Annotated in this window: 23 protein-coding genes; 6 read left to right on the forward strand and 17 right to left on the reverse strand. The window is 66.3% G+C overall.

Annotation, left to right across the window (positions count from 1 at the left end; genetic code table 11):
- Window positions 1-258: 258 nt before the first annotated feature.
- Window positions 259-966: a GntR family transcriptional regulator gene (locus PYV55_RS07870; protein ID WP_275850133.1), complete on the forward strand. Its 708-nt coding sequence runs from the start codon at window positions 259-261 to the stop codon at window positions 964-966.
- A 92-nt stretch (window positions 967-1,058) separates the two neighbouring features.
- Here the strand turns inward: PYV55_RS07870 and PYV55_RS07875 are convergent, their stop codons facing one another.
- From PYV55_RS07875 to PYV55_RS07920, 10 genes are all read right to left on the reverse strand, one after another.
- A complete protein-coding gene (locus PYV55_RS07875; RefSeq protein ID WP_275850134.1) occupies window positions 1,059-2,252 on the reverse strand; it encodes an acetyl-CoA C-acyltransferase in 1,194 nt (397 codons plus the stop codon).
- Between the two features lie 59 nt (window positions 2,253-2,311).
- The gene (gene aceK, locus PYV55_RS07880) at window positions 2,312-4,123 is read right to left on the reverse strand and encodes a bifunctional isocitrate dehydrogenase kinase/phosphatase (RefSeq protein WP_275850135.1); all 1,812 of its coding nucleotides are present in this window, start codon (window positions 4,121-4,123) and stop codon (window positions 2,312-2,314) included.
- Between the two features lie 125 nt (window positions 4,124-4,248).
- Complete coding sequence (can, locus tag PYV55_RS07885) at window positions 4,249-4,911, reverse strand: carbonate dehydratase (protein ID WP_275850136.1); 663 nt, start codon at window positions 4,909-4,911, stop codon at window positions 4,249-4,251.
- Window positions 4,912-4,945: 34 nt separating this feature from the next.
- A complete protein-coding gene (locus tag PYV55_RS07890) occupies window positions 4,946-6,133 on the reverse strand; it encodes an isovaleryl-CoA dehydrogenase (RefSeq protein ID WP_275850137.1) in 1,188 nt (395 codons plus the stop codon).
- A 52-nt stretch (window positions 6,134-6,185) separates the two neighbouring features.
- Window positions 6,186-6,647: a PaaI family thioesterase gene (locus tag PYV55_RS07895; RefSeq protein ID WP_275850138.1), complete on the reverse strand. Its 462-nt coding sequence runs from the start codon at window positions 6,645-6,647 to the stop codon at window positions 6,186-6,188.
- Between the two features lie 153 nt (window positions 6,648-6,800).
- Entirely contained in the window at window positions 6,801-8,909 is a 2,109-nt protein-coding gene (locus PYV55_RS07900) for an acetyl-CoA carboxylase biotin carboxylase subunit (RefSeq protein WP_275850139.1), read from the reverse strand.
- A 305-nt stretch (window positions 8,910-9,214) separates the two neighbouring features.
- Window positions 9,215-9,613: a type II toxin-antitoxin system VapC family toxin gene (vapC, locus tag PYV55_RS07905; RefSeq protein WP_275850140.1), complete on the reverse strand. Its 399-nt coding sequence runs from the start codon at window positions 9,611-9,613 to the stop codon at window positions 9,215-9,217.
- Window positions 9,610-9,951 carry a type II toxin-antitoxin system VapB family antitoxin gene (locus PYV55_RS07910; protein WP_275850141.1) on the reverse strand — a complete coding sequence of 114 codons (342 nt, stop codon included), beginning with the start codon at window positions 9,949-9,951 and terminating at the stop codon, window positions 9,610-9,612. The genes vapC and PYV55_RS07910 overlap by 4 nt, the downstream gene beginning before the upstream one ends.
- A gap of 42 nt (window positions 9,952-9,993) precedes the next feature.
- On the reverse strand, window positions 9,994-11,601 hold the full coding sequence (locus PYV55_RS07915) for a carboxyl transferase domain-containing protein (protein WP_275850142.1): 1,608 nt from the start codon (window positions 11,599-11,601) through the stop codon (window positions 9,994-9,996).
- Window positions 11,602-11,615: 14 nt separating this feature from the next.
- The gene (locus PYV55_RS07920) at window positions 11,616-13,346 is read right to left on the reverse strand and encodes an AMP-binding protein (protein WP_275850143.1); all 1,731 of its coding nucleotides are present in this window, start codon (window positions 13,344-13,346) and stop codon (window positions 11,616-11,618) included.
- Window positions 13,347-13,676: 330 nt separating this feature from the next.
- Between PYV55_RS07920 and PYV55_RS07925 the strand changes: the two genes are divergently transcribed.
- From PYV55_RS07925 to PYV55_RS07945, 5 genes are all read left to right on the forward strand, one after another.
- A complete protein-coding gene (locus PYV55_RS07925) occupies window positions 13,677-14,855 on the forward strand; it encodes an AraC family transcriptional regulator (protein WP_407066783.1) in 1,179 nt (392 codons plus the stop codon).
- A gap of 437 nt (window positions 14,856-15,292) precedes the next feature.
- Window positions 15,293-15,973, forward strand: coding sequence for a hypothetical protein (locus PYV55_RS07930; protein WP_275850145.1), 681 nt, complete (start codon window positions 15,293-15,295; stop codon window positions 15,971-15,973).
- A 196-nt stretch (window positions 15,974-16,169) separates the two neighbouring features.
- Complete coding sequence (locus PYV55_RS07935) at window positions 16,170-17,306, forward strand: NAD(P)/FAD-dependent oxidoreductase (protein ID WP_275850146.1); 1,137 nt, start codon at window positions 16,170-16,172, stop codon at window positions 17,304-17,306.
- Between the two features lie 134 nt (window positions 17,307-17,440).
- Window positions 17,441-17,647 (forward strand): hypothetical protein, encoded by a 207-nt coding sequence (locus PYV55_RS07940; protein WP_275850147.1) that lies wholly within the window; start codon window positions 17,441-17,443, stop codon window positions 17,645-17,647.
- Complete coding sequence (locus PYV55_RS07945; protein ID WP_275850148.1) at window positions 17,640-17,855, forward strand: type II toxin-antitoxin system HicA family toxin; 216 nt, start codon at window positions 17,640-17,642, stop codon at window positions 17,853-17,855. Before PYV55_RS07940 ends, PYV55_RS07945 begins: the two co-directional genes overlap by 8 nt.
- A gap of 34 nt (window positions 17,856-17,889) precedes the next feature.
- Here PYV55_RS07945 and PYV55_RS07950 read toward each other — a convergent pair whose 3' ends face one another.
- From PYV55_RS07950 to mnmG, 7 genes are all read right to left on the reverse strand, one after another.
- On the reverse strand, window positions 17,890-18,630 hold the full coding sequence (locus PYV55_RS07950; protein ID WP_275850149.1) for a class I SAM-dependent methyltransferase: 741 nt from the start codon (window positions 18,628-18,630) through the stop codon (window positions 17,890-17,892).
- 71 nt (window positions 18,631-18,701) lie between these two features.
- Window positions 18,702-19,703: a ParB/RepB/Spo0J family partition protein gene (locus PYV55_RS07955; RefSeq protein WP_275850150.1), complete on the reverse strand. Its 1,002-nt coding sequence runs from the start codon at window positions 19,701-19,703 to the stop codon at window positions 18,702-18,704.
- A 15-nt stretch (window positions 19,704-19,718) separates the two neighbouring features.
- Window positions 19,719-20,267, reverse strand: coding sequence for an RBBP9/YdeN family alpha/beta hydrolase (locus PYV55_RS07960; protein WP_275850151.1), 549 nt, complete (start codon window positions 20,265-20,267; stop codon window positions 19,719-19,721).
- 85 nt (window positions 20,268-20,352) lie between these two features.
- Window positions 20,353-21,123 carry a ParA family protein gene (locus PYV55_RS07965; RefSeq protein ID WP_275850152.1) on the reverse strand — a complete coding sequence of 257 codons (771 nt, stop codon included), beginning with the start codon at window positions 21,121-21,123 and terminating at the stop codon, window positions 20,353-20,355.
- A 13-nt stretch (window positions 21,124-21,136) separates the two neighbouring features.
- Complete coding sequence (locus PYV55_RS07970; RefSeq protein WP_275850153.1) at window positions 21,137-21,751, reverse strand: LysE family translocator; 615 nt, start codon at window positions 21,749-21,751, stop codon at window positions 21,137-21,139.
- A 51-nt stretch (window positions 21,752-21,802) separates the two neighbouring features.
- Window positions 21,803-22,471: a 16S rRNA (guanine(527)-N(7))-methyltransferase RsmG gene (rsmG, locus tag PYV55_RS07975; protein WP_275850154.1), complete on the reverse strand. Its 669-nt coding sequence runs from the start codon at window positions 22,469-22,471 to the stop codon at window positions 21,803-21,805.
- A complete protein-coding gene (mnmG, locus tag PYV55_RS07980; RefSeq protein WP_275850155.1) occupies window positions 22,468-24,468 on the reverse strand; it encodes a tRNA uridine-5-carboxymethylaminomethyl(34) synthesis enzyme MnmG in 2,001 nt (666 codons plus the stop codon). The genes rsmG and mnmG overlap by 4 nt, the downstream gene beginning before the upstream one ends.
- Between the last annotated feature and the right edge of the window lie 87 nt (window positions 24,469-24,555).

A 24,555-nucleotide genomic window follows, 5' to 3' on the forward strand; every position in this document is an offset into this window, starting at 1 on the left:
CTTAGTTTTCTCGAGATTTTGCTGCGTAGAATAGCTGCACAAAGTCCGGTTTTTCTTCAGGTGTGCTTGCGGGCCGCCTGCCTGGCCGTGCTGCGCTGCCACTCGCATGACTGTGCGCCCCTGCGTGCACAATGCACCGTGTAGTCACAAGCTTGCACTCGTAAGACAGCGCTCAGTCGCCGATCCAGGGCCGCTGTTTGTGTGCGTCCGAGCACGCGATGTCCATGCTCTCCCCCTATCCCCCTCCACGCCAACGCCATGAACCTCGCTGACATCGATGCCATCGAAGAACTGGAGCTGGAAGACCAGCCGCGCACGCTGATCGAGGCCACTTACCGCCAGTTGCGGCGCGACATCATCGAGGGGCGGCTGGCTCCGGGCGAGAAGTTGCGCGTCGAGCACCTGAAGTCCTACTACGACGTGAGCTCGGGCACGTTGCGCGAGGCGCTCGCGCTGCTCATTTCAGATTCGTTGGTGGTGGCGCAGGGGCAGCGTGGCTTTCGGGTCGCACCCATGTCGCTGGCCGACCTGGAAGACCTGACGCGCATGCGCATCCTGCTCGAATGCGAGGCTTTGCGCGAGAGCATGGCGCAAGGCACGGACGACTGGGAAGCCGGAATCGTGAGCACCTTTCACAAGCTGACGCTCGCCGAACAGCGCCTGCGCACCGACCCGCGCGGTGCCTTTGACGACTGGGAGGCTTGCAACCGTCAGTTCCACGAGGCGCTGGTGGGGGCGTGCAAGTCGGCGCGGCTGCTCAAGACGCGTCGCCTGCTGTACCAGCAGTCCGAGCGCTATCGCCGCATATCCGTGGTCAAGGGCCCACCGCCAGCCGAGGTGCATGAAGAACACCGGGCGATTTTCGAGGCCGTGCTCGCGCGCAAGGCGGAAGATGCCGTGGCCTTGCTGACGGCGCACACGCACCGCGCCCCTTCCGTGATCAAAAAGGCCGGGCTGCTGAAATAGCGGCCCGTGATGCGCTCTCACGGGTTTTGGGCAAAAAAGGCTTCCTGCGCTGATGCATCAAGCGCAGGAAGCTATTTTTTCGTGAGCGAATATCAGACCAGTTCGAGCGCGACGGCCGTGGCTTCGCCGCCGCCTATGCACAGCGTGGCGAGGCCGCGCTTTTTGCCAGCCGCCTGCAGCGCGTAGAGCAGCGTGACCATGATGCGCGCGCCACTCGCGCCAATCGGGTGGCCGAGCGCGCAGGCGCCGCCGTTGACGTTGACGATGTCGTGCGCCACGCCGAGCTCGTTCATGAGCGCCATGGGCACGACGGCGAACGCCTCGTTGACCTCCCACAAGTCCACGTCCTGCACGCTCCATCCGGCCTTGGCGAGCGCCTTGCGCGAGGCATCGACGGGGGCGGTGGTGAACCACTCGGGCGCCTGCGCGTGCGTGGCGTGGCTCACGATGCGCGCGAGCGGCTTGCAGCCGAGCTTTTGCGCCGTCGATTGGCGCATCAGCACGAGCGCGGCCGCGCCGTCGTTGATGCTGGAGCTCGAAGCCGCGGTGATGGTGCCGTCTTTCTTGAACGCGGGCTTGAGCGTGGGAATTTTGTCGAGCTTGACCTTGCCCGGGCCCTCGTCGATGCTGACCACGCGCTCGCCGCTGCGGTCTTTCACGGTGACGGGCACGATCTCGGCCGCAAAGGCGCCCGATGCGGTCGCGGCCTTGGCGCGCTGCACGCTCTCGGTGGCGAAGGCATCCTGCGCGGCGCGTGTGAACTGGTATTTGGCAGCGCAGTCTTCACCAAAGGTTCCCATGGCGCGGCCGGGCTCGTAGGCATCTTCGAGGCCGTCGAGCATCATGTGGTCGAAGATGCGGTCGTGGCCTATGCGATAGCCGCTGCGCGCCTTTTGCAGCAGGTAGGGCGCGCCGGTCATGCTCTCCATGCCGCCGGCGACCATGACCTCGTGCGTGCCCGCGAGCAACATGTCGTGCGCGAACATTGCGGCCTTCATCGCCGAGCCGCACATCTTGGACAAGGTGACGGCGCCCGTCTCCTTGGGCAGACCGCCCTTGAACGCGGCCTGGCGCGCCGGGGCCTGGCCCTGGCCGGCCATGAGGCAGTTGCCGAACAGCACTTCGCCGACGGCGCTGGGCGCCACGCCCGCGCGCTCGACGGCGGCGCGGATCGCGGCGCCGCCCAGGTCGTGCGCGGCGAGGCTGGCAAAGTCGCCCTGCAGCGCGCCCATGGGGGTGCGCGCAGCACCGACGATGACGACGGGGTCTTGAAGGGATGCAGTCATGGAAAGCTCCTGTGGATGAAAAAGCGGTGATGCGGGGCGACGCGCCGCGCACAGGCTATTTAGGCCGCGTGCTGGTGGCAAAAGCGCCGCTCGGGGTCGTAGGGGAAAACATCATAGACGTGGCCGGCCTGGATGCGCTCCTTGTGCGACTGCCAGAACGCCACGTCGAGCAGGTCGGCATGGTGGCGCAAGAAAACTTCGCGCACGGCGTCGTTGCCGAGCAAAAAAGGCCCGAAAGTCTCAGGGAACACATCGTGCGGGCCGACGCGGTACCAGACTTCGCCACTCATTTCCTCCTCTTCGTTGCGCGGCGTGGGCACGCGGCGGAAGTTGCAGTCGGTGAGGTATTCGATCTCGTCGTAATCGTAGAACACGACTTTGCCGTTGCGTGTGACACCAAAATTTTTCCACAGCATGTCGCCGGGGAAAATGTTGGCGGCCACGAGGTCTTTGATGGCGTTGCCGTAGTCGATCACCGCGTGCTCCATCTTGGCGCGGGTGCGCTCGTCCTGCAGGCCCGTGTCGAAGGCTTCTTGCAGGTAGATGTTGAGCGGGATCATGCGCCGCTCTATATACAGGTGCTTGATGATGACTTCCTGGTGGCCGTCGCCGTCGCGGTCGCTGATCTCGAGCTGGCTCGGGGCAAAGCGCTCGATCTCGGCGATGAGCTCGTCGGTGAAGCGCTCACGCGGGAACGCGACCTCGCTGTATTCGAGCGTGTCGGCCATGCGGCCCACGCGGTCGTGCTGCTTGACGAGCTGGTACTTGCCCTTGATCTGCTCGCGCGTGGTGTCTTTCTGCGGCGGGTAATAGTCCTTGATGACTTTGAACACGTAGGGAAAGCTGGGCAGGTCGAACACCAGCATGACCATGCCCTTGATGCCGGGCGCGATGCGGAACTTGTCGCTCGAATGCTTGAGGTGGTAGAGAAAGTCGCGGTAAAAAAGCGTCTTGCCCTGCTTGGCCAGGCCCAGCGCGTTGTAAATCTCGGCGCGCGGCTTGCGCGGCATGAGGCTGCGCAGAAACTGCACGTAGGCGCTGGGCACTTCCATATCGACCATGAAGTAGGCGCGCGCAAAGCTGAACAGCATCTGCAAGTCCTCCTCGCCGAACAGCACCGTGTCGAGCACGAGCCGTCCGGCGGCATCGCGCTCGTCGTGCAGCAGCGGCAGCGCGAACGGAATCTCGAGGTAGCCGTTGATGATCTTGCCCACCACGTAGGCGCCCTTGTTGCGGTAAAACAGGCCGCTGAGCACCTGCAGCTGGAAGTTGGCGCGCAGCGTGACCTGCGCCAGGCGCTGCTGCACGGCCGCAAGCACGTAGCCCGTGTCACGGCGCAGATCGACGAAGGGACGCTGCAGGCCGAAGTCCTCGATGATGCGCAGCAGGGTGTCGTGCAGCTGGCCCGGCGCGGGGTAGTAGGCGCGGTAAGTCGGCAGCGCCTCGGGCTCGTCGTTTTCGATGTATTCGGTGCTGACGGCCGGGCGCACGAAGATGAAGTCGTTGTGGAAATGCGTGCGGTGCAGGATCTTGCAGGTGACCGAATTGAAAAAGGTCTCGGCCAGCTCGGGCTGGTGGTGGTTTACGAGCAAGCCGATGTAGTGCAGCTTGACCTGCTGCCACACGTCCATGGGCTGGCGGCTCGCGTGGAACTCTTTTTCGAGCCGGTGCACGCATTCGCGCACGCGCAGGTCGTAAAACTCGATGCGCTCGCGCTGCGCGCGCTGCTGCGCGTGCCAGTCGGCCGTCTCGAAGCGGTGCTTGGCGCGCGCCGATTCGGCACGAAAGAGGCGGTAGTGGCGGTTGAAGCCGTCCATCATGGCCTTGGCGATGCCATAGGCCTGCGGGGAGTCGAGACGCTGCGGAAACATGGCGGGTGTGCGTGGTGCAAAGTGCTGGCCCGCAAGCATAGCGGCTTGCCCTGCAAGGCTTGCATACGCAGCCTGTGCCGCCTGCGCAGTAGCCGCACGCGCGGCGCTACTGCTGCGGCGCGCGTTCACGCGCGCCGCTTGGAAGCCACGCGCGCGACGGCGGCGCGGTAGCTCGTATCCAGCCCTTGGGGGCCATCGACGGTCATGTGCATGTTGTGAATGAGTCCATCCTTCAAACCGTAGCACCAGCCGTGCAGGGTGACTTTCTGGCCGCGCGCCCAGGCGTCGAGCAGCACCGTGGTCTGCGCAAGGTGCAGCACCTGCGTGATCGCGTTGAGCTCGCACAGCGCGTCGTAGCGCCATTCGGCGGGGAGCATTTCGAGCACGTCGCGGTGACGATCGCGCACGTCCTGCACGTGGCGCAGCCAGTTGTCGGCCAGGCCCACGCGCGTACTGTCGAGCGCCGCGCGCACGCCGCCGCAGCCATAGTGCCCTACCACCATGAGGTGCTCCACGCGCAGCTGATCGACCGCGTACTGCACGGTCGAAAGGCAATTCAGGTCAGTGTGCACCACCACGTTCGCGACGTTGCGGTGCACGAACACCTCGCCCGGCTCCAGCCCCGCAATCTGGTTTGCGGGCACGCGGCTGTCGGAGCAGCCTATCCACATGAACCTGGGCTGCTGCTGCGCGAGCAGGCGCGTGAAAAAGCCTGGCCGCTCGTGCTCCATGCGCTCGGCCCAGGTGCGGTTGTTGGCGAAAAGCTCTTCGATCGAGGCAGTGGTCATGAAGGGTTCCGTCGTGGTGGCAAAGCCCGCGAAGTTAGCAGGTTTCGGCAAACAGCTCGCGCCCGATCAGCATGCGGCGGATTTCGCTCGTGCCCGCGCCGATCTCGTAGAGCTTGGCGTCGCGCCACAGCCTGCCGAGCGGGTAGTCGTTGATGTAGCCGTTGCCGCCGAAGATCTGCACGCCCTCGCCGGCCATCCAGGTGGCTTTTTCGGCGCACCAGAGGATCACGCTCGCGCAGTCCTTGCGCACCTGGCGCACGTGGTCTGTGCCCAGCAGGTCGAGGTTCTTGGCCACGGTGTAGGCGAACGAGCGCGCGGCCTGCAGCACGGTGTACAAGTCGGCCACCTTGCCCTGGATGAGCTGGAATTCGCCGATGCTCTGGCCGAACTGCTTGCGCTCGTGGATGTAGGGGATCACGTTGTCCATCACCGCCTGCATGATGCCGAGCGGGCCGCCCGTGAGCACGGCGCGCTCGTAGTCCAGGCCGCTCATGAGCACCTTGGCGCCGTTGTTCACGCCACCGAGCACGTTGGCCGCGGGCACTTCGACGTTCTCGAACACGAGCTCGCCCGTGTGGCTGCCGCGCATGCCGAGCTTGTCGAGCTTTTGCGCCACGGAAAAGCCCTTCATGCCCTTTTCGATCAGAAACGCCGTGACGCCGCGCGGCCCAAGTTCAGGGGCGGTCTTGGCATAAACCACCAGCGTGTCGGCGTCGGGGCCGTTGGTGATCCACATCTTGCTGCCGTTGAGCAGGTAGTAGCCGCCCTTGTCTTCGGCGCGCAGCTTCATGCCCATGACGTCCGAGCCTGCGCCGGGCTCGCTCATGGCGAGCGCGCCCACGTGCTCGCCCGAAACCAGCTTGGGCAGGTATTTCTGCTTTTGCTCCGCGGTGCCGTTGCGGTGAATCTGGTTCACGCACAGGTTGCTGTGCGCGCCATAGCTCAGACCCACCGAGGCGCTCGCGCGCGAGATTTCTTCCATGGACACCATGTGCGCGAGGTAGCCCATGTGCGTGCCGCCGTATTCCTCGGCCACGGTGATGCCGAGCACGCCCAGCGCGCCCAGCTTGGGCCACAAGTCCATGGGGAACTGGTCGCTGCGGTCGATCTGCGCGGCGCGCGGCGCGATCTCGGCCTGCGCAAAGCTGCGCACGGCATGGCGCAGCGCGTCGATGTCTGCGCCGAGCTGGAAGTCCAGGCCGGGGAGGTGGGTGGTGCTCATGGCAAAAGTCCTTGCAAAAGTCAAAGGCAAAAAGGGAAAAGAGGGGAGAGGGTCAGTCGCGCACGCCTTCGCGCCCGATCAGCGCCATCAGCGTGCAGCTCATGGTGGCAAAGAGCTTTTCGTGCCCGTTCGCGCTGGCATACGCGCGGCCTTCGCAGACGGTGATGGTGCGGCCGGGCTTGAGCACGCGCCCCTGCATGCGAAAGCGCTCGCCGCGCGCGGGCGCAAGCAGGTTGATCTTGAATTCGACGGTGAGCACGGCCGCTTCTTCGGGCATCAAGGTGTAGCCCGCGTAGCCGCAGGCCGAGTCGAGCGCCGCCGACACCATGCCCGCATGGATGAAGCCGTGCTGCTGCGTGAGCCCCTCGGCCCAGTCGAACTCCATGTCCACCGCGCCCGGCGCGATGTGCGTGAGGCGCGCGCCCAGCGTGCGCATCGCGCCCTGGCGCGCGAAGTTGCTGCGCACGCGCTCGGCGAAGTGGGGGATTTGCGGCTGGAACTCGGGGGGGCTCATCAGTGTCTCCTCAGGGGGAAGGAATGCTCTTGTTTTGATACCGGAAATCATCTTGCAAAATATGCCACGAGTCGTCTAATATCAAGCACTAGCAGCTACTATTTTGATTGCAGATTCCTCAAAATCTCTGCCCGCACCTCGGCAAGCGCGCGCTCAGGCGCCGAGCTTGAGCAGCTCGTCGCCCTCGGCCACCTGGTCGCCGGGGGCGTAGAGCAGCTCCTGCACCACGCCGTCCATGGGCGCGGCGATGGTGTGCTCCATCTTCATGGCTTCCATCACCGCGAGCGGCTGGCCCTTGCGCACGCGCTCGCCGGGCTGCACCGCAAACGACACCACCTTGCCCGGCATGGGCGCGCTCAGGCGCCCGCCTTCGCTCGCGTCCTCGCCGGCGAGCGCGAGCAGGTCGAGCGCGGTGATCTGCGTTGCGCCGCGTGCGCTGAAGATGTGCGCGACTTCGCCGCGCAGGTACACGTTCACGCGCAGGCGCTCGCCCGCGAACTGCAGCTCCAGCGTGCCGGACGCATCCTCGAAGGGCGCAAATTCCAGCGTGCCGGCCGCGACTTCGGGCAGCTCGGCGGCGGGGTTGCCGCCCGCGCCCGCAGCATCCGCGCCCGCGTCGCCGCCCGCCTGCGCCCCCTGCACGCGCAGGTGCAAGGCGCCATCGTGCAGATAGCGCAGCTGCGCGCGCGCGGGTCTGCCGCCGAACTCGAACGCAAAGCGCCGCTCGTACAGCCCGTGCGTGCACCAGCCGTCGCGGCGGCTGAAGGGGTCGGCGTCTTCATGCGCGCGCTCGCAGTGCAAGGTGTTTGCCACGGCCGCGGCCACGGCCAGCGGCAGGCCCAGCGGCTCCTGGCCGAACAGCGCGGCGCGCTCGCGCTCGATCAGCGCGGTGTCGAGCTGCGCCTTGGCAAACGCCGCGCTGCGCGCCACACGGCGCAAAAACTGCACGTTCGTCGTCAGACCCACGATGTGCGTCTGCGCGAGCGCCACATCCAGCCGCGCCAGCGCTTCTTCGCGCGTCTCGCCGTGCACGATGAGCTTGGCGACCATGGAGTCGTAAAACGGGCTGATCGCGTCGCCCTCGCGCACGCCCGCGTCCACGCGCACGCCGGCCGCGGGGCCGCGCGCGGGCGCCGGCTCGAACTGCGTGCACGCAGGCAGGCGCAGCACCTGCAGCGCACCCGTGGCGGGCAGGAAGTCGTTGTCGGGGTTTTCGGCGCAGATGCGCGCCTCGATCGCGTGACCCTGGATGCGCAGGTCTTCCTGGCGGCAGGGCAGCGGCTCGCCCGCGGCCACGCGCAGCTGCCACTCGACCAAATCTTGCCCCGTGATGGCCTCGGTCACCGGGTGCTCGACCTGCAGGCGCGTGTTCATTTCCATGAAGTAGAACTGCATCTGCTCGGGGTGCGCGTAGCCGCCGGGCTGCTCGACGATGAACTCCACCGTGCCCGCGCCCACGTACTGCACGGCGCGCGCCGCGGCCACGGCAGCCAGGCCCATGCGCGCGCGCAGCTCGGGCGTCATGCCGGGTGCGGGCGCTTCTTCGAGCACCTTCTGGTGGCGGCGCTGCACCGAGCAGTCGCGCTCGAACAGATAGACATAGTTGCCCAGCGTGTCGCCAAACACCTGGATTTCGATGTGGCGCGGGCGCTGCACGTATTTTTCGATCAGCACCGCGTCGTCGCCGAAGCTGCTGCGCGCCTCGCGCTGGCACGACGCAAGCGCCGCGGCAAAATCCTCGGCCTTTTGCACCACGCGCATGCCCTTGCCGCCGCCGCCCGCGCTCGCCTTGATGAGCACGGGGTAGCCGATGCGCTCGGCCTCGGCGCGCAGCAGCGCCGGGTCCTGATCGGCGCCGTGGTAGCCGGGCACGAGCGGCACGCCGGCCTTTTCCATGAGCTGCTTGGAGCCGGCCTTGAGCCCCATGGCCTTGATCGCCGCGGGCGAAGGGCCGATGAACACCAGCCCCGCATCGGCGCAGGCCTGCGCGAAGGCCTCGTTCTCGCTCAAAAAGCCGTAGCCCGGGTGGATGGCCTGCGCGCCCGTGGCCTTGGCCGCCTCGATGATGCGCTCCCAGCGCAGGTAGCTGTCTTTGGGCGCGCTGGCGCCGATGTGCACGGCTTCATCGCACACAGCCACGTGCCGCGCGCGCGCGTCGGCGTCCGAATACACGGCGACGGTCTTCACGCCCATGCGGCGCGCCGTGGCGGCGACGCGGCAGGCGATCTCTCCGCGGTTGGCGATCAGGATTTTTTCAAACATGGCGACCTCCGCGGCTCATCGCCTGCTGCACGCTGCGCGTGCCAGGCAATTTGGCAAGCCCGCGCTGCGCGCGAACGCCGCGGTTGGCGATCAGGATTTTTTCAAACATGGTGTCATTTCCAAAATGGTTCTCAAAGCTTCAGTGTCGCCACACGCGCAGCCCGCGCAAGGTTGCTAGTGTGCTGCCCCGCAAATAACTGCACATGAAATCGCGCCTTCGCACTCAGGGCGGCGTTGCAAATCCTCGCGATAGCTGCGGCTATCGCTGCGGTTTGCGCCTTGCCCTGAACGCGAATCCATCGATTTCATTTCGTACAGCTATTTGCGGAGCAGCACACTGGCACGTCAAAGTCGCCGTCGCGATGCAGCAGCAGGTGGCCGTGCGTGATGCAGTAGCTTGCGAGCAGCACGTCGATGGGGCTGCGGATGGTGTGGCCCAGGGCGCGCAAGGCGCGGTAGTGCGTCGCAGCCTCGAGCGCGTTGTCCAGGCCGCCGAGACTCACCTGCGGCAAGGCCGTCAGCAGCGACTGGGCTTCGCGCATGAGCTTGCCCGGGCGAAATCCACGCATCACCTCGTAGATCACCAGGTCGGCACTGCCCAGCGTAAAAGCCCTGTCCGAAAGCAGGCGCACGAGCTGGCGCGTGGCCGGATTCTGGGCGCCCATGAAAAAGTCGATCCAGACGCTCGAATCGACCAGGATCACGTAGCACCGCCTTGCTTCTGCTCGTCTTTTTTCACATCCGACTGGCTGTCGGCAGAGGTCGAGCTCCAAGGCCCTTGCGGCTCCTGCACGCTGTGGCCTGGTGCGCCTTCGAGCGTTCCGAGTGCCCCAGCGGCCTCGAGTTCTTTGCGGTATTGCGCCCAGCCCTCATCGGAGTCGTCCCAATGCAACTGCCCGCGCAAAGCCAGCAAACCCTCATACACCTTGCGCCGCGCGATCAGGCGCAGCCCTTCTTCCACGGCCTCGCGCTTGGTCTTGAAGCCGCCCGCCTCCATGGCACGCGCCATGAGTTCGTCGTCGATGTCGATGTTGGTGCGCATGGTTATCGCTCCTGTGTGTATAAATTAGTCAAATCATACACATCACATGCGAAACACGCCAAACTTGGTTTCGCCGATGGGCGCGTTGCGCGTCGCGGCAAGCCCCAGGGCGAGCACGCGGCGCGTGTCGGCCGGGTCGATGATGCCGTCGTCCCACAGGCGCGCGGTGGCGTAGTAGGGGTGGCCCTGCACCTCGTACTGCTGGCGGATCGGGGCTTTGAAGGCTTCTTCTTCCTCTTTGCTCCAGCTGCCGCCCTTGGCTTCGAGGCCGTCGCGCTTGACGGTGGCCAGCACGCTCGCGGCCTGCTCGCCGCCCATCACGCTGATGCGCGCGTTCGGCCACATCCACAAAAAGCGTGGGCTGTACGCGCGCCCGCACATGCCGTAGTTGCCCGCGCCGAAAGAGCCGCCGATGATGATCGTGAACTTGGGCACGGCCGCCGTGGCCACCGCCGTGACGAGCTTGGCGCCGTGGCGCGCGATGCCTTCGTTTTCGTACTTGCGCCCGACCATGAAGCCCGTGATGTTCTGCAAAAACACGAGCGGTATCTTGCGCTGGCAGCACAGTTCGATGAAGTGCGCGCCCTTCACCGCGGACTCGGAAAACAAAATGCCGTTGTTCGCGACGATGCCCACGGCCATGCCCTCGATGTGCGCAAAGCCGCACACCAGCGTGGTGCCGAAACGCGCCTTGAACTCGTCGAACACGCTGCCGTCGACGATGCGCGCGATGATCTCGCGCACGTCGAAAGGCTTGCGCGTGTCGGTGGGGATCACGCCGTAGAGCTCCTGCGCATCGAATTTAGGAGCTTGCGGCGCAATGTCGGCGGGCCATGGGGCCTTTTTCTGGTTCAAATTGCGCACCGCGTTGCGCGCCAATTGCAGCGCATGCAGGTCGTTTTGCGCGAGGTGGTCGGCCACGCCCGACAGGCGCGTGTGCACGTCGCCACCGCCCAGGTCTTCGGCGCTCACCACCTCGCCCGTGGCCGCCTTCACGAGCGGCGGGCCGCCCAGGAAGATGGTGCCCTGGTTCTTCACGATGATGGATTCGTCGCTCATCGCGGGCATGTAGGCGCCGCCCGCGGTGCACGAGCCCATGACCACGGCGATCTGCGCGATGCCCTGCGCACTCATGTTCGCCTGGTTGTAGAAGATGCGGCCGAAGTGGTCGCGGTCGGGGAAGACCTCGTCCTGGTTGGGCAGGTTGGCGCCGCCCGAATCGACCAGGTAGATGCAGGGCAGGCGGTTTTGCTGCGCGATCTCTTGCGCGCGCAGGTGCTTTTTCACGGTGAGCGGGTAGTAGGTCCCGCCTTTGACGGTGGCGTCGTTGCACACGATCATGCAGTCGATGCCGCTCACGCGCCCAATGCCCGCGATCAGGCCGGCGCCGGGCGCCTCGTTGTTGTAAACATTGAGCGCCGCGAGCGGCGACAGCTCCAGAAACGGCGTGCCCGCATCGAGCAGCATCTGCACGCGCTCGCGCGGCAGCAGCTTGCCGCGGTCGGTGTGCTTCTTGCGCGCGGCCTCGCCGCCGCCCTCGGCGACTTTGGCGACTTGCGCCTGCAAGTCCTGCACCAGCTGGCGCATGGCCGCGGCGTTGGCCTGGAATTCGGCCGAGCGCGGGTTGAGTTGGGTATCGAGGATGCTCATGGCTGCTTTCTTTATCAGGCTGTGCGGGCCTCTTGCAGCCCGAGCTGCTGCGCCATGGCCTCGCGGATCTTGAATTTCTGGATCTTGCCCGTCACCGTCATCGGAAACTCGGACACGAAACGAATGTAGCGCGGCACCTTGTAATGCGCGATCTGCCCTTTGCAGAACGCGCGCACCTCGTCCTCGCTGAGCGTCTGGCCGGGCTTGAGCACGATCCAGGCGCACAGCTCTTCGCCGTATTTGGGGTCGGGCACGCCCACCACCTGCACGTCCTGCACCTGCGGCATGCGGTAGAGGAATTCCTCGATCTCGCGCGGGTAAACGTTCTCGCCGCCACGGATCACCATGTCCTTGATGCGCCCGACGATGTTCACGTAGCCCTCGGCGTCCATGGTGGCGAGGTCGCCCGTGTGCATCCAGCCCTCGGCGTCTATGGCTTCGCGGGTTTTCTCGGGGTCGTCCCAGTAGCCGTGCATGACCGAATAGCCGCGCGTGCACAACTCGCCCGACTGGCCTGGCGGCACGATGGCGCCGGTGTCGGGGTCGATGATCTTCACCTCCAGGTGCGGCTGCACCTGGCCCACGGTGGCCACGCGCTTATCCAGCGGCGTATCGACACTGCTCTGGCAGCTCACGGGGCTGGCCTCGGTCATGCCGTAGGCGATGGTGACCTGCTCCATGTGCATGTCGCGCACCACGCGCTGCATCACCGCCGTGGGGCAGGGCGAGCCCGCCATGATGCCGGTGCGCAGCGTGGAGAGGTCGAACTCGGCAAAGCGCGGGTGGTCGAGCTCGGCGATGAACATGGTCGGCACGCCGTGCAGCACGGTGCATTTTTCGTCCTGCACGGTCTGCAGCACCGTGAGCGGCTCGAAGGCGTCGTTCGGATAGACCACCGTCGCGCCGTGCGTGAATGCGGCGAGGTTGCCCATCACCATGCCGAAGCAGTGGTACAGCGGCACGGGCACGCACAGCCGGTCGGCAGGCGTGAGGCGCATGCACTCGCCCACGAAAAAGCCGTTGTTCAAGATGTTGCGGTGCGTCAGCGTCGCGCCCTTCGGAAAGCCCGTGGTACCGCTCGTGAACTGGATGTTGATCGGCTCCGTCGCGCGCAGCTGCGCACCTATGGCCGAAACGCGCGTATCGCCAGCATCACCGAGCGCAAGCAGCTCTGAAAAACGCAGCATGCCGGGCTCGTGCACGGCTTGTTGGTGCGGCGCGTCTATCCACACCACGGTGTGCAGGTGTGGCAGCTGCTGCGCCTCGAGGCGGCCGGGCTCGCCGTGCGCCCACTCGGGCGCGAGCTCGCGCAGCATGCCCAGGTAGTCGCTGGTCTTGAAGCGCGCCATGGTCACGAGCGCCTTGCAGCCCACCTTGTTGAGCGCGTATTCGACCTCGGCAGTGCGGTAAGCCGGGTTGATGTTCACGAGAATCATGCCCACCATGTTGGTGGCGAGCTGCGTCAGCGTCCACTCGACGTTGTTGTGCGACCAGATGCCCACGCGGTCACCCGGCTGCAGGCCCAGCCCGAGCAGGGCGCTCGCGAGGCGTCGCGCCTCGGTCTGCAGCTCGCGGTAGGTGTAGCGGCGGCGCTGGTGCACGCTGACCAGCGCCTCATGATCGGGCTGGCGCGCGGTCACGGCGTCGAACAGCGCGCCTATGGTTTGCTCGATCAAGGGCACGTCGGTCGCGCCGCGCGCGATGCAGGCTGTGAGGGGCGTAGGGGTGGCAGAACTTGCAGGCATGGAATGTCTCCGAAAAAAACGCGCGGGCCGCAAACACCAAAAGACCAAAACGAACGAACGACCAACCGGCCCGAACAGGCAAGGCGAGCATAGAACGCCTGCGTGCACCCCATGTGCCACAATGGTTGCAAATCGTGCCATGCCAGCCACGCCATGCGCCCGCCCCACTCCGGCCAGACCCACGCCCCCGCTGCGGCCTCGGTTTCCACCGCCGACGAGCCTTCCCCGCGCGTCCGCGGCCTAGGAGCCTGTCGGACTTTGGGCGTCGAAAGCGAGAAGGTGCCCCAGCGTGACCAGTTTTTGCCGGATTCGCCGCCCCATAGCGGGACTATGGGGCAAGAAGACGGTAAAAAATGGGTCGCTGCGGCGCATTCGCAGCCGACGATTCCAAAGTCCGACAGGCTCCTAGCCCAAGCCCCCGTGGCCGCCACGCCCATCGCCTTCGTGCGCGCGATCGCGCTGGCCTACGCGCAGCGCGGCCTGAGCCCCGCCAAAGCGCTCGCGCAGGCACAGATCGCGCCTGAACTGCTGGAGTGCGACGGCGCGCGCATCACCGCCTGGCAGATGGAGCGCATCTCCGAAGCCGCGATGCGCGAGCTCGACGACGAGGCGCTTGGCTGGTTCAGCCGGCGCCTGCCCTGGGGCAGCTACGGCATGCTCGCGCGCGCGAGCAACGGCGCCGCGAGCCTGGACGTGGCGCTGCGCCGCTGGTGCCGCCACCACGGCCTGTTGACCGATGACATCACGCTGGCGCTGCACACGGACGGCGCCGTGGCCACGCTCGGCATCACCGAAAACGGCCGCGAAAGTGGCCGCGGCATCCCCGCCGCGCTGCGCGAGTTTTGTCTGGTCTCGGTGCTGCGCAACATCCACGGCCTTGCCTGTTGGACCATCGATTCGCGCATCCCGCTGCTGGGTGCGCAGTTTGCCTATGCCGCACCGCCGCACGCCGACACCTACAGCGTGCTCTTTCCGGGCCCCGTGGCGTTCGACGCCGAACGCACCGCGCTGCACTTCGACGCGCGCTACCTCGCCTTGCCGCTGCGCCGCGACGAGGCCGCGCTGTGCCAGATGCTGCAGCACGCGCTGCCGCTCACCGTGCGGCAATACCGGCGCGACCGCCTGCTGGTGCAGCGCGTGCGCCAGTTGCTCGGCGCGCCCGCCCCTTTGCCGAGCCCAATCAGCGCCGCGCCCGCGGGCCAGCCAGCAGCACCCATGCCAGCGCCGCTGCCCATGCACAGCGCCGAATCACTCGCCGAGCTGCTGCACATCTCGCCACGCACGCTGCACCGCCAACTCAAAGAAGAAGGTGCGACACTGCAAGCCCTCAAAGACGAAGTACGCCGCGCCCGCGCGCTGGAACTGCTGCACCGCAGCCGCCGCCCGATCAAACAAGTCGCCGCCGCGGCGGGCTTTGCGAACGAAAAAAGCTTCATCCGCGCCTTCCGCGCCTGGACCGGGCAATCGCCCGCAGAATTTCGGCGACGGGGGGAGCGGGGAGGTGGGTGACGGGGGCAACCGTCGAGCGCCTTTGCCAGCTGCGCGCGACGGCGCAGGCCATTGGCGTTTGTGCCTTGGGTTGATAATTCTCCACCGAAGTTCGGGATACCGATATGCCTCTACTTTCAGCGCATTCCCACTCAGCGCCACCGCTCTGGGCACTTGGGTCGCCCTCGCAGTCAGCCGGTCGGGGCCGACAAAGGCCATGCAGGCCGCCACTCCTCGGAGCGTTGCGCACGCTCTTGCTGCTTATCGGAGCGAGCACTTTAAGCGCTTGCGGAGGCGGCGGCTCCGGCAGCCCTGCGGCGGCGAATCCAGCGCCTTCCACGGGTGCTGGACGCACCGTTCCGCTACCTCTTTATGGCGTCACGGTAGATGACGTAAGTGGCCTTCCTTCGATCACTGAGGCGCTCTCGAAACTCTCGCACACGCCCACTGCACGCATCGTGTTCGATGAATTTCAACCTGCCAGCAGCTACCGCCAGGCCGCGGTGGCCATCCACCAGGTCAGCTATGTGATGGGCGAAATCCTGGACTCGCAATACATGAACACCGTGAGCGTGCAAGGCTACCTGGACCGCACCAGCGAATACCTCTCGGCGCTGGGCGACGTGGTGGACATCTGGGAAATCGGCAACGAAATCAACGGTGAATGGCTTGGCAAAAATGTCGACGTGGTAGCCAAAATGAGCGGCGCCTACGATATCGCCAAGAGCCAGGGCCGCACCGCGGCGCTGACGCTGTATTACAACCAGGATTGCTGGTCCAACCCAAGCAATGAGATGTTTACCTGGGCGCAATCCAACATCCCCGATCGCATGAAACGGGGGCTGGACTACGTGCTGGTGAGCTACTATGAAGAGGATTGCAATAAGCTCAACCCCGACTGGAATGCGGTATTTGCCAAGCTCTCAGCCATGTTCCCCAACTCGAAACTGGGCTTTGGCGAAGTGGGTACCAGCAATGCGCTGACCAAGGCCGCCTACCTGCAGCGCTATTACGCGCTCAAACCGCCGGTCGCCAACTATGTGGGCGGGTACTTCTGGTGGTACTTCCGTGAGGACATGGTGCCTTACACCCAGCCACTATGGAGCACACTCAACAACGCCATCGCGTCCACGCCGTGAGCGAAACCGGCCGCCTGTTCGTTGAGAGGAGTCCACAGTGAAGCCCTGGAAGACGAAGGATCGGCCCAACCATGCTGCCGGCCGCCCTTGCCCACGCAGCGCGCGCAAGCGGCGGTCGAGCGTGCGCTCACTGATTGTGATTCCCAGCATGAGGATATTTGCAACGTAATATCCCAATGAACTCAACATTTTTACCATGACCCAGCCTCCTTCGATCTGCATTCTCGGCGCGGGCTTTGGCGCGCTTTCCACGGTGCGGGCGCTGCGCCGGCTTGCGCCGCAGGCGCGCATCACGCTGGTGGCACCGCGCGCCGAGCTGCATTACCTGCCGGGCAGCATCTGGATTCCGAGCGGGCTGCGCCGGCGCGAGCAGTTGGTGGTGCCGCTGCAGCGCTTTTTTGCGCGCATGGGCGTGCAGCACGTGGCCGCCGAGGTGACGGGGCTGCAGGACGGCGGGCGCGTGGTGCACACGAGCGCGGGCGACGTGACCAACGATGCACTCGTGATCGCGACGGGCGGGCGCTTCATCAAAAAGCTGCCGGGCATCGAGCACGTGATCACGCCCTGCGAAGGCATCGCCGCAGCCGAACAGGTGCGCGAGCGCCTGCGTGCGATGCGCGGCGGCACCATCGCGGTGGGCTTTGCCGGCAACCCGAACGAGCCCAGCGCGATGCGCGGCGGGCCGATGTTCGAGTACCTGTTCGGCATCGACACGCAGCTGCGGCGCGAGGGCCGGCGCGCACAGTTCGAGCTCGTGTTCTTCAACCCTTCGACCGAGCCGGGCAACCGCCTGGGCGGCAAGGCCGTGCCGCGCCTGCTCGCGATGATGGCTGCACGCGGCATACGCACGCACCTGGGCCACAAGCTGCGCGGCTTCGAGCCGCAGCAGGTGCTGACCGAGGGCGGCGCGATCGCCGCCGACCTGATCCTGTTCATGCCGGGCATGACGGGCAACGCCTGGTTCGACCAGACCACGCTGCCGCGCTCGCCCGGCGGGCTGATCCAGGCCGACGCGCAGTGCCGCGTGCCCGGCTGGGAGTACTGCTACGTGGTGGGCGACTCGGGCAGCTTTCCGGGCCCCGACTGGATGCCCAAGCAGGCGCACATGGCCGACCTGCAAGCGGCAGCCGCCGCGCAAAACCTGCTCGCGGGCCTGCGCGGCGCGCCGCAGACCGCCAGCTTCAGGGTCGAGCTCGCGTGCATCATCGATGCGCTGAGCCACGGCACGCTGGTCTGGCGCACACCCGAGCGCAACATCGTGCTGCCCCCGCTGCGCCTCATGCACTGGGCCAAGCGGGCGTTCGAGTGGAAGTATTTGCGGCAGTATCGGTAAGGTCGGGCTTGGGCTTGTGGGCTGCAGGCCTCGTGGCGCTCGCTGGGTGTCTCAGTGATGGTTTGGACGCCGCAGCGGTGGGCACACGAGTGCCGGTAAGAGACAATGCACTTTTGCGCCTGGAGAAGCCCCCCATGGAACTCACAGCTATCCTGACCCCCGCTGAAGAAGGTGGCTACGTCGCCTTGAACCCGGAGACTGGCACGACCACGCAAGGTGAAACGGTTGAAGAAGCCATCGCCAACCTGCGCGAGGCTACGGCGCTCTATTTGACCGAATTCCCAATGGAGCTGAAAGGCCATCCGCTGATCACCACATTCAGCGTGGCCGAACATGCCTAAGTTGCCACGTGTTTCAGGCCTTGCCCTCGTGCGCGCTCTGGAGCGGCTTGGTTTTGAAAAAGTGCGCCAGTCTGGCAGCCACGTCATCATGCGTCGTGGGGCCAAGGGTTGTGTCGTGCCTTTGCATGCAGAGATCAAAATTGGCACTTTGTCGGGCATATTGCGCCAAGCCGATATAACTCCTGAAGAAATTTCCTCTGCGCTTTGACCAGCAGCGGATCCCTCCTGCGCTCACCCATCGCTCACGTCGCAGGCCGCAACGGCAAGCGGTAAATCCACAGAATGCGCCCACCCGCAGTGCGCAAGCGCGCGCTGGGTTGAATTGCGGGAATCGGGAAGTCCAGGCTCACGAGCCAGCTGCCGGGCGCCATTTCGGTCTGGGCCTTGGCGGCGGCGCGGGCCATGGATTCGGGACGCTGGAACAGATAGACGAGCTGGTACGCGCCCCAATCGGCCTGCCACATGTCGCCGCGCAGCACGCGCGCCCAGGGGTTGCGGCGTGCGCACAGCGCGTGCAGCAAGCGGCTGCGCTCTATGCCGTGGATGCGCGCCAAGGGGTAGGCTTGCGCAAGCGCCCACAGGCCATGGCCCAGGCCGCAGCCGGCGTCGAGTACGGCGGCGCCGGGTTCTAACGGCACGTGCGTGGGCAGCTGCAGGAGTGCGTCGGCAGGCGTGGGAAACAGCGGCGCGTCGCGCCAGGCGTGCAGCGGATAGACGAGCAGCAAAGCGCCCAGCGGCAGCAGCCAGGCCCAGGGGGCAAACGCGAGCGCCCCGCTGAGTGCGAGCGCGAACGGAAAGCCCACGGCGATGAGCGCGCGCCGCCACCAGTTGCTGCCCAGCACGCTCGCCAGCACGCCGAGCGCACACGCAGCAAGCAGCGCTGGCGTGGGCGCCATCCAGCGCTGCAGCTGCGTGAACAGCAGCCATGCGGCGAGCCAGCTGAGCAGCGCCGGCAGAGGCCAGGGGAGCAGGCGCAGCAGCATGGATCAGATGGCTCCGGAGAAACGGGGATGCACGGCGGTTGGGCGCGGAGTGGAGCGCTACGGCTTGCGGGTCAACCCTGCCCGCCGCGCAGGCGCTCTATCAAGCCGTCGAGCGCGTCGAGCGAGCCGAAGGAGATCGCGAGTTCGCCTGCGGCGCGTTTTTTGAGGCGTATCGTCACCGTGGCCATGAGCAGGTCGGACAGCTCCTGTTCCACGTGCAACCAGTCGCTCGATTTTTGCGGCGCGCGCGTTGCGGCCGGGGTGGCGTCGGCGGCGGTAGCGAGCTTTTTCACGAGCGCCTCGGCCTCGCGCACAGAGAGTTTTTTTGCGGCGATCTCGTGGCCGGCGGTGATTTGCGTGGCGCGGTCGAGCGCGAGCAGCGCACGCGCGTGGCCCATGTCGATGTCACCGGCCATGAGCAGGGTTTGCACGGGCTCGGCGAGGTTGAGCAGGCGCAGCAGATTGCTCGCAGCGCTGCGCGAGCGCCCCACGGCCTGCGCGGCCTGCTCGTGCGTGAGGCCGAATTCGCTCACCAGGCGCGCGAGGCCCTGCGCTTCTTCGAGCGGGTTCAGGTCTTCGCGCTGGATGTTTTCGATCAGCGCCATCACCGCCGCGGCCTCGTCGGGCACGTCGCGCACGAGCACGGGCACGGCGTCCAGCCCCGCGATGCGCGACGCACGCACGCGCCGCTCGCCCGCGATGATTTCGTACCAGGGGCCGGGATAAGAAGCCTCCGCCTCGACCAGCTGCGCGGCATCGCCCTGCCCTGCATTGGCGGCCGTGTCTGCCGCGCTTGCGGCGCGGCGCTGCGCGGCAAGGCGCTCCTGCGCGCGCGCGTCGGCCAGCGGGCGCACGAGCACGGGCTGCATCACGCCCTGCGCGCGGATGCTCTCGGCCAGTTCGTAGAGCGCGCCTTCGTCCATGCGCGTGCGCGGCTGGTAGATGCCGGGCAGCAGCGCAGCCAGCGGCAGGCTCGCGGGCTGGCCGGCGGCCTCTGCGGGCGCGTCGCCGAGCGCGGGGCCCAGCAGCGCCTCGAGGCCGCGGCCCAGTCCTTTGGGTTTTTTCGTGACCATGGTGAAGATCGTTGTTCAGATTGCCAGTAAAGAGTCGAGCAAGGCCTTGCCCGCGGGCCAGTCGCCCAGCCCGGATTCGGCGTTGATGTGGCCGCAGGCGCCGTGGTCGATCAGGCGCGCCCCCCAGTCGGCCGCGAGCGCCTGCGCGCGCGCAAAGCTGCAATACGGGTCGTCGCGGCTGGCCACGAGCCAGGTGGTGAAAGGCAATGGCTTGCGCGCCATCGGCGCCCAGCCGGGCAGCTGCGCCGCCAACTCAGGCTGCTCCACGTCGGCGGGCGCGACGAGCAGCGCCGCCTGCACGCGCGCCGTGTGGCGCGAGTGTGCGGCCCACCATGCGGTGAGGATGCAGCCCAGGCTGTGCGCGACCAAAACTATCGGCGCGGACGCGGACGCATCGAGCACGCATTCTTCGAGCCGCGCCGTCCAGTCGCCGCGCAAGGGACGCTGCCAGTCGTGCTGCTGCACGCGCTGGTAGCCGTAGCGCCGCTCCCAGTGGCTTTGCCAGTGGTCGTCCCCCGAGCCTTGCCAGCCCGGCAGCAGCAGGACCTGCGGTGATTGCTTCATTTTCAATAGCTGCTTGTGATGGATGCGCAATGGCTCATGACCGATTTGGCTTGTATGTTTGGGAACTGTCCGGCGGTGCAACGATTCACAGCCGTGGCACGCGCGCCACCATTTCGCGCGCAAATTCGACGAACGCCTGGCTGCCCTTGGCCGCGGGGTCGAACACCACGCCGGGCTGGCCGTAGCTCGGCGCCTCGGCCAGGCGCACGTTGCGCGGGATCACGGTGTCGAACACCTTGTCGCCGAAATGCCCCTTGAGCTGCTCGCTCACCTGCTGCTGCAAGGTGATGCGCGGGTCGAACATCACGCGCAGCAGGCCGATGATTTGCAGGTCGGGGTTGAGCTTGGCGTGCACCTGTTTGATGGTGTTGACCAGGTCGCTGAGGCCTTCGAGCGCGAAGTATTCGCACTGCATCGGGACGATCACGCCGTGCGCAGCGCACAGGCCGTTGAGCGTGAGCAGGCCCAGCGACGGCGGGCAGTCGATGAGCACGAAGTCGTAGTCTGGCGCCACCTGCGCAAGCGCGGCCTTGAGGCGGCGTTCGCGCTGCGCGAGCGCGACGAGTTCGACCTCGGCGCCGGCAAGCTCGCGGTTCGCGCCGAGCACGTCGTAGCCGCCCGCCGGGGCGCGCTGTGCCGCTTCGCGCACGCTCGAGGATTCGAGCAGCACGTCATAGACCGACAGCGTGAGGCCGCGCTTGTCCACGCCCGAGCCCATGGTGGCATTGCCCTGAGGGTCCAGATCGACCATGAGCACGCGCTGGCCGACCTGGGCCAGACCGGCGGCCAGGTTCACGGTGGTGGTGGTCTTGCCCACCCCGCCCTTCTGGTTCGCGATGCAGAAAATCTTCGACATGCAGACGCCTCGTTTACTTCGACAAGGCCAGCTTTACGCCGAAGCCAATCAGGAACAGGCCGGCGAGCTTCTCCAGCGCGCGCCCGATCACCGGCGTCTCTCGCAGCCGCGCCGCGAGGAAGTGCACGAGCAGCACCACGCTGGTGCCGTAGAGAAAGGTCAAGCCAGCGATGGTTGCGGCCATCACGGCAAAAGTCGGCAAGCCCTGATGCCGGGCCGGATCGACGAAAAGCGGGAAAAAAGCCATGTAGAACACGATGGCCTTGGGGTTGAGCAAGGTGATGCCGGCGGCCTGCCGAAAGTAATGTCGCGGCTCGATCTGCAGCACAGGCTTGGCGCCCCGCTTCGCGGTCAGCATCTTCCAGCCCAGCCAGGCGAGGTAGCCCGCTCCGGCCCATTGGAGCGCTGCAAAGGCCATCGGCCAAGCCGCAAGCAGCGCCGCAACGCCGGCCACGGCCATCCACATCAGCACCTGATCGCCCGCAATGACGCCCACGGTGGCCTCCAAGCCGCCGCGCACCCCTCCTTTGGCTGTCGAAGTAATGAGCGCGAGGTTGCCCGGCCCGGGAATGGCCAGAAACAACACAACCGCGGCGACGAACGCGCCGTAATCCGCAATGCCGAACATGGTAGGCTCTCCAAAAATGCCGCCCGCCGAGTGCGAGGCGGGCTGCCAAGTTTACGTGAGCGGCCGCAGCCAGACGATGCAACGCTCGGCACGCAGCCCCGGCACCTGCAGCGGTTCCACGTGAAACACCTCGGCCCAGGGCGGCAGCGCGGCGATTTCGTCGGTCGGGTGTTTGCCCTTCATGGCTAGCCACACGCCGCCCGGCCGCAGCGCCGCACGCGACCACTGCACGAAGTCGGCCAGGCTCGCAAAGGCGCGTGCGCAGACCACGTCGTAACCGCCGCCCTGCTCTGCGCGCAAGGTTTCCACGCGCGTGTGCAAGCCGTGCAGGTTCGCAAGCCGCAGGCTCACCGCCACCTGCTGGACGAACGCGGCTTTTTTGGCCACGGTATCGACGCAGCTCACGTCGATTTCGGGGCAGCAGATCGCCACGACCACGCCCGGCAGGCCGCCGCCCGAGCCCACGTCGAGCAAGCGCACGGCGCGGCCTTGCGTGTGCCGGCGCAGCGGCGCGATCACGGCCAGGCTGTCGAGCAAATGGTGCGTGAGCATTTCTGCCGGATCGCGCACCGCGGTGAGGTTATAGACTTTGTTCCACTTTTGCAGCAGTTCAAGGTAATCCAGCAACTGGTCGATTTGCGCCGCACTGAGTTCCAGCTGCAGGGCTGTAGCGCCCGCCTGGAGCGCTTCGCGCAGGCCCGCGCGCACCGCGGCGCTCATGCGGCCTGCCCGTTGGCTGCGGGCTCTGTGCCTTCCTCGAGCGCACGCGGCTCGGCGCCAAAGCCTTTGAACCCGCCTTTTTTCAGGTGCACGAGCAGCAGCGAGATCGCCGCGGGCGTGATGCCCGTGATGCGCGAGGCCATGCCCAGAGTTTCGGGCCGGTGGCGCATCAGCGCCTGGCGCGCCTCGAAGCTCAGCGCGGTGACCTGCATGTAGTCGATGTCGGCGGGCAGGCGCAGCTTTTCGAAATACGCGGCGCGTTCGACCTCGGTTTTTTGCCGGTCGATGTAGCCGGCGTATTTGGCGGCGATTTCGACCTGTTCGATGACCGGCACACTCAGATCGCCGAGCGTTTCACGTGAAACCTCGTTGCCCGCGTACTTGCCGCCATCCAGCGACATCAGGGCTTCGTAGCCCACGTTGGGGCGGCGCAGCAGCTCGAACAGGTTGTATTCGCGCTCTATCGCCTTGCCGAGCACGCGCTCGGATTCCTCGGCCGGCAGCACGCGCGGGTTCACCCAGGTGGACTTCAGGCGCTCGGTTTCACGTGCAACCGCGTCGCGCTTGCGGCAAAACGCATCCCAGCGCGCATCATCGACCAGGCCCATGCGCCGCCCTGCTTCGGTCAGGCGCATGTCGGCGTTGTCTTCGCGCAGCTGCAGGCGGAATTCCGCGCGGCTCGTGAACATGCGGTAGGGCTCGGTCACGCCCTTGGTGATCAGGTCATCGACGAGCACGCCCAGGTAAGCCTCGTCGCGCCCCGGCAGCCAAGGCGCCTCGCCCTTGACCTGCAAGGCCGCGTTGATGCCGGCAAACAGCCCTTGCGCGGCTGCCTCTTCGTAGCCCGTGGTGCCGTTGATTTGCCCCGCAAAGAACAGTCCGCGAATCTGGCGCGTCTCGAAGTTGCTCTGCAGCGCACGCGGGTCGAAGTAGTCGTACTCGATCGCGTAACCGGGGCGCAGGATGTGCGCGTTTTCCAGCCCTGGCATGCTGCGCACCATGGCAAGCTGGATGTCGAACGGCAGGCTGGTGCTGATGCCGTTGGGGTAGAACTCGTGCGTGCTCAAGCCCTCGGGCTCTAAAAAGATTTGGTGGCTTTCCTTGTCGGCAAAGCGGTTGATCTTGTCTTCCACGCTCGGGCAGTAGCGCGGGCCCACGCCCTCGATCTTGCCCGTGAACATGGGGCTGCGATCGAACCCGCTGCGGATGATCTCGTGCGTGCGCGCCGTGGTGCGCGTGATCCAGCACGGCAGCTGGCGCGGGTGCATCTCAGGCCGGCCCATGAAGCTGAACACGGGCACGGGCTTGCCCTCCTCGACGCCGCCCGGCATGCCGTCGCCGGGCTGTTCCTCGCACTGCGAAAAGTCTATCGTGCGCCCATCGAGGCGCGGCGGCGTGCCGGTTTTGAGGCGCCCTTGCGGCAGCTGCAGCTCCTTGAGCCGCGCCGACAGCCGCACCGCGGGCGGATCGCCCGCGCGGCCCGCGGGGTAGTTGTCCAGCCCGACGTGGATGCGCCCATCGAGAAAAGTGCCCGCCGTGAGCACCACGGTACGCCCACGAAAGTGTATGCCCACCTGCGTCACCGCGCCGACCACACGCTCGCCCTCGAGCATCAGGTCCTCGACGGCCTGCTGAAACAGCCACAGGTTGGGCTGGTTTTCGAGCCGGCGGCGTATCGCGGCCTTGTAGAGCACACGGTCCGCCTGCGCGCGCGTGGCACGCACGGCCGGGCCCTTGCTCGCATTGAGGATGCGAAACTGTATGCCCGCCTCATCCGTGGCCAAGGCCATCGCGCCGCCGAGCGCATCGACCTCTTTCACGAGGTGGCCCTTGCCTATGCCGCCTATGCTGGGGTTGCAGCTCATCTGCCCGAGCGTCTCGATGTTGTGCGTGAGCAGCAGTGTCTGGCAGCCCATACGCGCCGCAGCCAGCGCGGCCTCGGTGCCCGCGTGGCCACCGCCGACAACGATCACATCAAATTCCTGGGGGTACAACATGCAAACAACTCCGGGGCCAAAGCAAAATAGAAAGCGGCCCGTCAATTCTTAACCGGACTTACGCAAACAAGGACGCAGCGAGGTGTT

The sequence above is a fragment of the Extensimonas soli genome (assembly GCF_029211265.1).
Classification (GTDB): domain Bacteria; phylum Pseudomonadota; class Gammaproteobacteria; order Burkholderiales; family Burkholderiaceae_C; genus Extensimonas; species Extensimonas soli.